Origin of the sequence: Kriegella aquimaris (genome assembly GCF_900103215.1) — a bacterium.
GTDB classification, from domain to species: Bacteria; Bacteroidota; Bacteroidia; order Flavobacteriales; family Flavobacteriaceae; genus Kriegella; species Kriegella aquimaris.
Genome location: NZ_FNGV01000005.1, coordinates 192094 through 204537, shown reverse-complemented (window position 1 = coordinate 204537; position 12444 = coordinate 192094). Strand labels below are relative to the sequence as shown.

Annotated in this window: 8 protein-coding genes; 4 read left to right on the top strand and 4 right to left on the bottom strand. The window is 39.6% G+C overall.

Annotated elements, in window-relative coordinates; genetic code table 11:
* Positions 1-116 precede the first annotated feature (116 nt).
* Positions 117-629 carry a hypothetical protein gene (locus BLS33_RS12540; protein WP_089889420.1) on the bottom strand — a complete coding sequence of 171 codons (513 nt, stop codon included), beginning with the start codon at positions 627-629 and terminating at the stop codon, positions 117-119.
* A 554-nt stretch (positions 630-1183) separates the two neighbouring features.
* A complete protein-coding gene (locus BLS33_RS12530; RefSeq protein WP_089889415.1) occupies positions 1184-2938 on the bottom strand; it encodes an arylsulfatase in 1755 nt (584 codons plus the stop codon).
* A 230-nt stretch (positions 2939-3168) separates the two neighbouring features.
* On the opposite strand from BLS33_RS12530, the gene BLS33_RS12525 reads away from it, so the two are divergent.
* Together BLS33_RS12525 and BLS33_RS12520 are read left to right on the top strand one after the other, a co-directional pair.
* Positions 3169-4092, top strand: coding sequence for an aldo/keto reductase (locus BLS33_RS12525; RefSeq protein ID WP_089889412.1), 924 nt, complete (start codon positions 3169-3171; stop codon positions 4090-4092).
* A gap of 78 nt (positions 4093-4170) precedes the next feature.
* Entirely contained in the window at positions 4171-4983 is an 813-nt protein-coding gene (locus BLS33_RS12520; RefSeq protein WP_089889409.1) for an EcsC family protein, read from the top strand.
* A 130-nt stretch (positions 4984-5113) separates the two neighbouring features.
* On the opposite strand, the gene BLS33_RS12515 is transcribed toward BLS33_RS12520, so the two are convergent.
* Entirely contained in the window at positions 5114-6502 is a 1389-nt protein-coding gene (locus tag BLS33_RS12515; protein ID WP_089889406.1) for an MATE family efflux transporter, read from the bottom strand.
* A gap of 23 nt (positions 6503-6525) precedes the next feature.
* Complete coding sequence (hemH, locus tag BLS33_RS12510) at positions 6526-7557, bottom strand: ferrochelatase (protein WP_089889403.1); 1032 nt, start codon at positions 7555-7557, stop codon at positions 6526-6528.
* Between the two features lie 171 nt (positions 7558-7728).
* Here hemH and BLS33_RS12505 point away from each other — a divergent pair, with 171 nt between their 5' ends.
* Both BLS33_RS12505 and BLS33_RS12500 read left to right on the top strand, forming a co-directional pair.
* Positions 7729-8805, top strand: a complete 1077-nt coding sequence (locus BLS33_RS12505) for a mechanosensitive ion channel family protein (protein WP_089889400.1) — start codon at positions 7729-7731, stop codon at positions 8803-8805.
* A gap of 94 nt (positions 8806-8899) precedes the next feature.
* Positions 8900-12424: a TraB/GumN family protein gene (locus BLS33_RS12500; protein ID WP_245731428.1), complete on the top strand. Its 3525-nt coding sequence runs from the start codon at positions 8900-8902 to the stop codon at positions 12422-12424.
* Positions 12425-12444 lie beyond the last annotated feature (20 nt).

Here is a 12444-nt window from a genome sequence, read left to right as displayed (position 1 = left end):
ATAAAATTGTGCTATTTAATTGATGTTCATCGATTTAATGATGGTTACACCAATATAAACAGACATCTGTATCGGCGGTAATTTATAAAATTAGCCTTTACAGATGTCACCGATTTCTAGTTTCCCCCGTGTGCATAATTCAATCTCTTAATATTCGCTGCGTCTGTTGGCGGTGGAGGTGGCATAGGCACAAAGCCTGAACGTTCAGGATGTTCTTCCTCAAATGTCGGAACTATTACAACCGTAGCATATCCAGGTTTTGGCCATGTTTTATCAGCCCGTTTGGGATAGGCCGCATTGTAAATGCGAAGACCTAAATTTGTATATCCATTTTTCTCTGATTCTTTTTTAACATAGGCAATGTAATTTTCCAAGGTGTTCATTGAAAACCAAAAATTACGGTCATCATCGTATCCCAAGCTCTCGTTAATAAGACTATACCGGGTTTTCACATACTCGCTACTCAATGAATCGGATTGAGAAATGCTGATTAATTGGTCATTAATAGCTTTTTCAGGATCCGTGGCAATTGATGAACTCTTACCCCAAAAAAGCATGTAAAGTAGTAGTATAACATTGAGGGCAATTGATACCCAAAACACCCATGGGCGGTTTCTCTTTTCATTCATAATATATGTGTTAGAAGTTTAGAAATATGTTCAAACGGGGGAAGAAAACTGTAAAAGTTGTTATACATAATTATCTGGGCAACACCTTTACTTTAAAGATAGGAAGAAATATTCTAGACAAGAAATTGTGTCTATTATTTCAAATTCATCTCTTTTACACTGCATTACTAATACTTATGCAAATTAGTATGATGCCAATTACCGCAACGGCCATAATAAGACAGTAGTTTATTCTACAAATTACTTTTTCGCTGAGTGAAGTTTCCATTTTACCATTTTTTAGTGATTTCTTAGATTAAAAGTAGCCTATTAAACACCTGAAAGAAGGCACCATGGTAAGAGGTGGAAACAACGATTACGCATAAATACCTGAAAAACAATTAGTTAAATAATAATCACAGTAGATAAAAGGGATAAAAGCCATATAAAAAGGGGTAAATGCCCCCTATCTAATAGCGGTGTTCACCCGAAATTTTTTGAGGTTTTCGACGCTTGAATTCGTGGTTTTTCACAGATTTCAACCTTGGCAAAATCAATTAAGAGTTAGAAACTTCTTAAAATTTTTCTAGTTCTACCCAAAATGGAAGTATTTTTTTTGATTTCGTATTGTAAATAGGTATTAAGTCTCCTTTTATACTGGGTAAATACACATCATTCATCTGCAGTACATCAATACCTGTTTCCTCATTTTTGAATTGATTGATTACGGGGCCCGTTTCGAGTACCATTTGACCCACTTCCTTCAAAGGCTTGACAAATTTGAATTTGATATTATAACGACCCTTGGTAATATTGACCGCCCATTTCCCAAAAATTTCCTCTTGGGCCCAAATACCGCGCTCACCATCAGCATCGTTTCTATTTAGAAAAATAGGGTTTTCATGGGGAGTACCTATAAGTATGTGTTGCGGATTGACCAGATTTTCAGATTGTATGAGCTCATTATACTGCTCATCGAGTTCCACTTTTAAACTTTTAGCTATCTCGCCTTGCTTTGAGACTATATTGTGCTGTTCAAAAGGGTCGTATTTAAGATCAAACAATTCAAAGTCTTCAAAAGAAGCATCATAATCAGTGTGGCCTACAAGTTTGTAATCTCCTTTTTGTAGTGACATATTATTATATTTTTCCGGATACCTCCGTGTCCAATACGAAAAAAATGGTCTTTCTGCCCAATCTACTGCGGACCCATTTAATAGTGGAACCAAACTTTTTCCATCAATTTTGCGATCATGCGGCACTTGTACTTTACAGATTTCTGCCAATGTGGGCAAAACATCGATATGGGCCGCCATGGTTTCTATATCCATATCTTTTTTATACCGTTCAGGATATTTAAAATAAAAGGGGACTCGTGTACCACCACGGTAGACGCTTCCCTTCTTCCCCCGCATACCCGCCACGTACCGTGCCTGCTGCGGACCATTATCCGTCATAAAGATGATTATCGTATTCTTTTCGATTTTCAAGTCTTTTAGCTTCCGAAATAGACGCTTCAAATTATCATCAATATTGGTCACCATGGCGTATACTTTTCGTGCATCTTCTTTATCTTTCTCACTCATTTCCGGAAAAGGCCGACCATCATCAAAGCCAGAAGTTGGATCAATGCCCTTATACATCTCATAATATTTTTCGGGCACCTGAAGCGGTGTATGGGGCGCATTAAAAGACAGGTAGCAGAAAAAGGGTTTTTCGCTATGGGACGATATAAAATCAATGGCCTCATCCGTAAAAATATCACTGCAATAGCCTGTATAGGCTTCTTGTTGTCCGTTATGCCAAAGAACAGGGTCAAAATAGCTACGATCACCTTTAAAATAAGTCGTAAAATCACCCACTTGGCCCATACCTCCCGAAAGATGAATCACTGACTCATCGAACCCTTGGTCTTGTGGCCTGCTCGGGTAATTATCACCCAAATGCCATTTTCCAAAAATGCCCGTGGTATAGTCCGCCTGTTTCAATACTTCGGCTATGGTCGCTTCACTACCCGCCATGGTCGCCCCGCCATTGTACGTGTCGCGCATACCAGTGCGCAACGAATATCGACCGGTCATCAAACTAGATCGAGTAGGTGCACACACCGGGGAGACATTGAAATTATTGAATCGAATACTTTCAGCTGCAAGTTTATCAAGAACCGGAGTCTTTATATGTGGATTGCCAGTAACTCCCAAATCACCATATCCTTGGTCATCTGCAATAATGAGAATTACATTCGGCCTGTTTTTAGTTTGGGCATTGACAAATACGGAAATTGTCAAAAAAAAGGATACAAATAGCAGGCGCATTTTTCGAGTCAACATTATTTCAGTTTTAGGTTTTAGTTCTTCCTTAATTCTATGCCTTTAAATGTAACAAAAAAGATGGAATCGGAAATCGCTTGACAAATCAAACATATGCCATGGACAAACAAATGTGAAGCGAGTATAACCTAGATGCCAGCTTCTTGGAAAAGATGCCGCACTTTCCAATTTTAACACCTTGTATTGCATTAAAATCTTAATTTAAAGGAAAATTTAGTAAAGGCGGCATCATGACACTATCAAGAAGGGAAATATTGAAAATGTACGGACTAGGTAGTTTAGGTTTAGCGGCTTCACCAACTCTTGTCAGTTTTTCCAAAACACAAAAAATGAGTACACGTAGTATTCCAAGCTCAGGCGAACAGCTCCCGATTATAGGGGTAGGCACATGGCAAACCTTTGATGTCGGCGATTCCGCCAAAGACTTGGTGATTTTAAGACAAGTGCTGGATGAAATGAAAAAGTTTGGGGGCAAAGTCATCGATTCTTCTCCAATGTATGGCAGTTCAGAGGCTGTGGTAGGCAACCTGACCCATGATCCAGAATTTGAAAGTTCATTTTTCTATGCCACCAAAGTGTGGACATCGGGAAGGGCGGCAGGAATAGACCAAATGAACGCTTCCTTCAAAAAAATGCAACGAACTACAATGGATTTGATGCAAATACACAACCTCGTCGACTGGCAGACCCACGTAAAAACACTAAAAAAATGGAAAGAAGAAGGTAAGATTAGATACTGGGGCCTCACCCATTACTTGGATTCCGCCCATGAAACTTTGGAAAAAATCATTCTTCAGGAAAAACCAGACTTTGTACAGTTTAATTATTCGATTCGTTCGCGAAATGCAGAGAAGTCACTTTTTGAAACTTGTCAACGAAATAAAACGGCCACCATCATCAATCAACCCTACGAAAGTGGTCGACTTTTTGGTCTAGTAAAGGGGAAAAACCTTCCCGATTGGTGTAAGGCCTATGAAATTAATAGTTGGGCACAGTATTTTTTAAAATTCATTGTTTCCCATGAGGCGGTCAATTGCGTGATTCCTGGCACTTCAAAACCGCATCATGCCATTGACAACATGGGCGCAGGACTAGGGTCTTTACCAGATGCAAAAGGTCGAGAGAAAATGTACACCCATTTAAAATCTCTTTAAGTGTATTGGTTCATACTTCCGAATACGGTATAATTATTGGAGACTATCTTTATACTAAACTATATAACTCCAAGTCCAATGATATCTACCACCTCACAAAATACCTTGAGTTCTGAAGACCTGCTGGCCTTACAGCAAGCGAAACTGAAAATGGAACGCATCGGATTGGCCATGCAAGGTCTGAACAAAGTCGGTACACTAATCGAAAATCGCATTGATATGTTACCCCAAAAGCAGCAGCAATGGTTACAACAGGTTACGCACAAAGTGCTTCATACGGTGGTAAAGTCGAATTTGATAACTATGCGACAGAAGCGTACAAGTAATTCAGCGCCATGGAATAAGGCCTATAAAGCATTGGTTACCTCATCCGGAGCGGTCGGAGGCGCTTTGGGAGCTGCTGCTTTTGCAGTAGACCTAACGGTAGCTACAAAGTTTATGATGCGGTCGATTATGGATATTGCACGTAGCGAAGGTGAAAATCTTACGGAATTTGATACACAATTGGCATGTCTACAGGTTTTTGCCCTAGGAGGTAAATCAAAACATGATGATGGTCTTGAAACAGGATACTATGCAACCCGAATTGCCTTGAATACTGCAGTGAAAGGAGCCTCTTCCAAATTAGTGGAAGGAATGTTGAAAGGAAGTAGTAATCCGCTTTTACGTTTAATAAGCGTTATAGCATCGCGTTTTAGTGTGCAGGTATCAGAAAAATTTGTTGCTCAGGCTATACCTCTTATAGGTGCAGCAGGTGGCGCTGCCATCAATCTAGCTTTTATTAATCATTTTCAAAATATGGCTCAAGCACATTTTACTGTTAGGCGATTGGAACGGAAATATGGAGAAAATTTGGTTCGAGAAAATTACGAAAGTACCGTCTTAAAATAACTGTAACCGCCGTGAAGTCCAGCTTTATATAAGCCAAAATCATAGCAAAACAAGTGCTTATAAAGAATTACATTAATGTAAGGACAGCCCTAAAATGACACTACTATAATCGTATACGATAATTTTATGCTTAAGAAGTAGTATTCAAAAGGGTGGCCTTTATCTCCTTACGTAAAAAATATCCCGTAACCAAAGTGGCAAGAACGTCAGCGATGGGAAAGGAAATCCACACCCCGAGTTCTTTAAAATAAATTGGAAGAATTAAAATGAGTGGTATAAAAAAGAAGCCCTGACGTGTTAAAGTTAAAAGAAGCGCAGGAACCGCCTTACCTATGGCCTGAAAATAAGCTGCCCCTATTAATTGCAATGCAACTATCGGGGTTGCCGCAAAAACCCATCGCATAGCTGAAGGTGTATGTTCTAAAACATATCTATTCGTCGCAAGTTCGACTGCTGACAGTCCCGGCTTATCGCTTAAAAACAACGCAGCTATTTCCGCCGGAAAAATCATTAAACCAATAAACACTATGGTTGCCATAAGAGCGGCATACTTAATAGCTGTATTTATCGATTCACGTACTCTATTGTACTTTTTAGCTCCATAATTGAACCCTGCAATAGGCAAAAAACCTTGAGTGACCCCAAAAACTGGGAATAGAGCAAACATCAACATACGGCCGATAATGGCATAAACCGCTACCATGGCCTCACCCCCTAAACCAAAAAGAATATTATTCATTAACAAATAGACCACACTGGTAACAGCCTGCCTCGATAGTGTTACAAAACCTAGCGAACTGATTTCCTTTAAGATGCCTTTGTTAAGTCCGAAATGAGAGAAATTTATTTTTAGTTCTGAATCCCTGGAGAGAAAGAAATATAGAATATAGCCAAAGCACAATACATAACCCACGGTGGTCGCCCATGCTGCACCAGTCATACCCCAATCAAAAATGTAGATGAATAGGTAATCCATAACTAGATTACCCACCGAAGGTATGATCATGGCTATCATGGCAAACTTTGGTTTCCCCTCAGCTCTTATAACTGTATTGCCCATCATACAAATGGCCAAAAAAGGAACACCATAAAGCACTATGGTATAATAAATCTTCGCCGGGTCGAAAATGGCTCCTTTACCTCCAAAGGCAGGAATCAGGGTATCCACATAAAACAAACCCAATGCGACCATTGAAATGGTCGCCAAAAGCGTTAAAGTAATCTGGTTGCCAAACGTTTTTAACGCCTTATCCTTATTGCCGGCACCCAATGCCCGAGAAATTATACTCGACCCACCGATACCAATAGCCATACCCAATGCGCCAATAAAAAAAGAAACCGGCAAAACCACATTGATAGCGGCAATAGCAATAGACCCGATCCAATTGCCTACAAAAATAGAGTCGACCAAAACATTGAGCGACATTACTAAAATTCCTATTGCTGCCGGTACCGACTGCCTTACCAGCAATTTACCTATGGGCTCTGAACCTAATTCCTCTGTAGATACTTTTGCCATTTATTATTCATTGCTACTTAATACTAAGAAGGTAGTTCTCCTGTGGTTTCCCAGTTGTTGACCCATTTAGCCATAACATTTACCCAAGCATCGTCGTCATTTAAACAAGGTATATGCTTGTAATCTTCTCCCCCTGCATCCTGAAACTGGTGCTTGCCTTCCATTGCAATTTCCTCCAAAGTTTCAAGGCAATCTGATACAAAGGCGGGAGTTATGACCGCTAATTTTTTTTTCCCTTCCTTAGGAAACCGCTCGAATTCAAAATCGGTATACGGTTTTAACCATGGGTCGTTGGGCAACCGCGATTGAAACGAATTGCTCACCTTTTCATCTGGCAACCCTAAATATGCTTTTACACGCTCGGTAGTATCAAAACATTGATGGCGATAACAGGTATTATGCGCAACAGAATTGGTGCTACAACACTGACCATCGATTTTGCAATGAAAACGAGTAGGATCAGATTTTCGAATGTGTCGTTCTGGAATACCGTGATAAGAAAACAAAATGTGGTCGTAATCGAAATTTTTTAACCCCTCGGCTATGCTTTTTGACAATACTTCGATATAACCTTCATTCTTATAAAATGCGGGCAGGGTGGTCAAACGCATTTTCGGAAAATGTGCTTGCTGCTCTTCCATTGTCTTGACGACAACAGTTTCATAAGATGACATCGCATAGTGTGGGTATAATGGAACCAAAAGCACCTCATCAACACCTTTCGCCTCAAGTTCTACCAAAGCATTTTTAATCGACATGCTTCCATAACGCATACCCAAAGCTACCGGCATTTTCGTCTCCCCACGGACCTTCGCCGCAAAACGTTCCGAAATCACAATTAATGGAGAGCCTTCTTCCCACCATATTTTTTGATATGCGGCCGCCGATTTCTTCGGTCGCGTTTGTAAAATGATACCACGAACAATGATATTCCTTAGCCATTTAGGAGTGTCGATAACTCGCTCGTCCATTAAAAACTCATCTAAGTAAGGCTTGACATCTTTAGGTGTAGGATTGTCGGGCGAGCCCAAATTAACTAGTAAAACTCCTTTCATACCATTTCATTTTTCAAGCCACAAAAATAGTGTTTGTGAGCGTGGTTTATCTCAATACTATCCATAACTTTCTAATCGCAGTATAGAAAAAAACAATTTTTCACACCGATTTAACAGCTTAAACCCCCTATTTTTATAAGTTGTATCACAAAGTCAAAACAAAGCCTTCAAATGCTAGATTCTCTTTTTAATAATGTGAACAACCCTTCTTTGATATACCTAAGCGGGGCGTTTCTTCTCATCTTGATCATTTACTTTATTGTCATCAAAATATTGAGCTCGTATGGCAAGAATCCAAAATATTTGATTCCCGCCAAGGCGGTAAAAAAAATAAGTCGGCCGCTGCTTTTTATCTTTCTTTCTTTTTTGATTCGAATGCAATCCCTCCGAATGCTTTTTGGCCTGGATGAGCATGGTTATTGGTTCAAAAAAACCAGTACACTTTTATTCATTTTTTCTTTCACATGGCTTATTTTAAACATACTCAAAATCGTCAAACACCGAGTTATTGAAAAGTACGACGTTCATGCCGCTGATAATTTAAAGGCAAGGAAAATTACCACACAGTTCAATATTTTAGAGCGTATAGCCATATTTATAATCGTAATTCTTGCGTTGGGTATTGCTCTAATGAGTTTTGAGGGTATTCGCGAAATTGGGGTAAGCATATTTGCTTCCGCCGGTGTAGCGGGAATCATTATTGGATTCTCGGCACAAAAAATGATCGGAACCATTCTAGCTGGAATACAAATTGCCATAGCCCAGCCTATCAAACTCGATGACGTGGTTATTGTAGAGGGGGAGTGGGGCCGTATCGAGGAAATCACCTTAACTTATGTTGTCGTTAAAATTTGGGATAAGCGGAGGTTGGTAGTACCAACAACTTATTTTATCGAAAAACCCTTTCAAAACTGGACCAAGACTTCATCAGATATTTTAGGAACGGTTTTTTTATACACCGATTACCTCGTGCCCTTCGATGCGCTTCGAGCTGAATTAACCAATATTTTGAAAGGTTCAAAGCTTTGGGATGGCGAAGTGAACAATATTCAGGTAACCGATTCAAAAGCTGGTTTTGTAGAGGTTAGAGCTCTGATGAGCGCTGGAAATTCTTCAGATGCGTGGGATTTACGCGTACTTGTACGCGAAAAATTAATTTCATTTATGCAGAAGAATTATCCCGAAAGTTTGGCGCATACCCGCTTGTACGTGAAAAATATGGACGAAGCGAAAAATAGAAATCTTTAATGTTCGTTATACCTTTGACTCTACACCAATATTTTCCTTTAATGGGCATGCAAAAAATGAGCATCCCCAAAAACACTGGAGTTCAACACATTTAATGGCTTTTCTCAATATGCGCTCGGCTTATATCTTACTATTATTTTTGAGTCCGTTTTTTGGCCTTGCCCAGGAAAATAACAGTTTGTTATGGGAAATTTCTGGTAACGGACTAAAAGAGACCTCTTACCTGTATGGTACTATGCATGTCAGCAAGAGAATTGCTTTTCGATTGGACGATGTATTTTACGATGCTTTGGACAAAAGCGAGGTTATCGCGCTAGAGTCTGACCCAGGCACTTGGCTCGAAGAAGGCCATGGTGTCGGCCTGAGAGGTTACGGCCAGGGAAATGGTTTTGTTCCCAAAGGTTTTTACACCTACCCGTTTGCGATACGGAACCCTAGCAAAAAAGAAATTGGAGCTTATTTGGCCTTCGAGGATCGGCGGGTGAATAGTATTTTGTACCGCACCGATGCCTATTCCCAAAACTTTGAGGAAGACACCTATCTCGATATGTTCATATATCAAGCGGGAAAAAAGCTTGGGAAAAAGGTGGTAGCCTTGGAAAATCTTGCCGAGTCGGCAGCATTAGTCGGTCGAGCGAGTTTAAATGCTCTGAAACCAAAACCCGATGAATGGCTACAGAAAAAGATGCGGCTACAAGACCCCTCAACAATATTACAAGATGCCTATCGCAATCGCAACATCGATTTGTTAGATTCAATCGACAAAGCCATGTATACTGGTCATTACATGAAAAACATGCTCTTTGTGCGTAACGAGAATATGGCGCAACAGCTTGATTCGGTCATGCGAACGGCCAAGGTCTTTACAGGTATTGGTGCTGCTCATTTACCCGGAAAAGAAGGCGTAATAGCCCTATTAAGAAATATGGGGTATGCGGTAAAACCGTTGACCTCAAAGGCCGGTACAAAAGGGCAAAGACTTAAAGAGAAATTCGAAAATTCTTTTCGGGATAACACCTATACTCCGCAGGAGCCCGATGATGGGCTTTTTAGCATTGATCTTCCTCACAAATTATATCCCGTGTCAGAATACGTAAATACTACCTATATTTCACCAGACTTGGCAAACGGAAGCTATGTCATGATAAATCGTATTCCAACCTTTTCCTATTTAAAACAAGACAACGTTTATACCCTCGACGATCTTGACAAATTACTATTCGAAAATATTCCTGGAAAGATTATTGAAAAAAAACGAATAGAAAACGAAGGATTCTCTGGGCTTGACATTAAAAACCAGTTAAAAAATGGTGACTATCAACGCTATCATATATATCTGACGCCTCTCGAAATTCTTATTTTTAAAATGGGTGGCGACGGTGATTATGTGACCCAACATTCCGATACAATATTTAATAGCATACATTTTAAAAAATCCAGTAAAGCGCATGCTTCCATCTCCTCAGGATTCCAAGATTTTAAAGTGCGTATGCCGGCATACCACACCTTCACCAATAGGTTCCGTAGTGGCAATCGAACAATACAGGGTTACGATTCGATTACTGACAGCTATTTCTTTCTTCGCAAAGCGACACTCAATGATTTCAATTTTATTGAAGCCGATACTTTCGAGCTTAAGCAAATTCAAAAAAGGTTTTATCAAAACCTCAAACTCAAACCCATTTATAAGCCCTTCGATGGTGCTACCTTAATTTCCTCAGCTTTTGTCGATGTTATCAAAAACAAAAGTTTACATTTAAAGACCACGCTTAAAAGAGGTGACTACTATCTTTTAGGGGTTTTGACCTCCAATGATAAAGAAGCACAGACATATTTCGATTCCTTTCAAATAAAAGAGCCTGTTTATCTGGAGAAATTTAAATCGATAATCGATACATCTCTGTTTTTCAAAACAATAAGTCCCGTTGAACCTCCCAAGTTCGTTGAGAATAGCAACAACTATTTTTCCGGCAAAGGGAAACCTAAGGGGTATAATGCGTTCAGCAAGAAAACAATCTACCAAAACAAAAACAATGAGGCCATAACCGTAGAACTCAACAAATCACACGATTTTTTAATGTTCCCAAATATCGATTCTGTCTGGGCCCTGCGTAAAAAATTGTATACCCGCAAAAACTTTAGAATTCACGAAGCCAAGGACACAATAATTTCAGAAAATTGCTATGAAATGCAGTTAATATTGACCGATACGGCAAGTACAAGGGGCATTGTAATCAAAAACGTTGTACAGGGCGGCCTTCTCTATGAAGTCAAAGCCCAAATTGATACCCTCACCCGGCCCAGTCGGTTTATTTCAGAGTTTTTTGACCACTTCCACCCCCTTGACACACTTATTGGCAGGAGCATTATAGGTGATAAAACCCAAGAGTTTTTCGCTGCGCTAAGTGCCAATGATAGTATTCTGGTAGATGGTTATCCGCTAATTAAGTTCGATAACAATCATATCGATTCGTTGGAGTATTACATTTCTGAATTTGAATACCCTGATGACAAAAAGTATATTCAAGCCTATCTTATCCAAAAATTAGGCGCGTTAAAAGCCCCGCGAACGGTAGACTTTTTCAAGAACTTTTATGAAAAATCTTATGATAATTCTCGTGCCCAAACTAAAATTTTACAGGCTATTGCTAAAAAATCGGACGGAGCGTCGACCAAATTATTATTGGAGCTGATGACCAAAGATTTGCCTTTGGTGTCAAATACATTTGAAATCCGGAAAATTTTCAAACCCTACTTTGACAGCCTACCTAAAGCTCGTAAGTTATATCCGCAACTATTGGATTTCAGTACGATTGAAGAATATAAACCACCCATTTTTTCGTTATTGGCCAAATTAAAGGCTAACGGATTGGTTAAACCAAAAAGCTACAAAAAGTATCGCAAGCAAATTTTAAGTGATGCCAAAATTCAGCTCAAACGGCTATCAGGGCTATCGAGCAATCCGAATATTGAGCGAAACCACAGCCCTAAAAAATCGGTATTGGAAGATTACGCCATTTTGCTTTATCCTTTTATTCAGGAAAAGGAAGTAAACCAGTTTTTCGATAGATTACAATTCGTAGACGATCATCGCATACAAACGGTATACACTGTTTTATTAGCTGAAGACGAAAAGCCGCTACCCAAAGGAATGCTAGATAAACTGGCAGCAAATAATGACAGTAGGGCACTTCTTTTCAATAGACTAAAGTCCATTGGCAAGTTGAATCTCTTCCCTTCAAAGTATCGAAGTCAGTGTTACCTGGCAGCCTCGGTACTTACGGGGTCAGAATTGGACAACGAAGAACAAGATACCCCAGTTTTTCTCAATCAACGACCACTACAGTATAATGGCAAGAAATTTACAGGCTATTATTTCAAAACACGCGACCGATCTGAATATAGCACCAATTTCAACTTGCATTTGTTGGTCTTTGAAAATGGAAAAGCACTGACCACTGAACCTTATTATCAAAATGATGGTTTGCATATCGAAGATACCGATAGCGACGACGAAGTCATGGATTACGCCACGGAAGCCTTTATGCTAAAAGACAGGCAACGGGCAGAGGTTTATAGGCCCAATGGGTATGGAGTGTATGGGTATCATGGTTATTAAATCAGTACTTTTGAATTAAA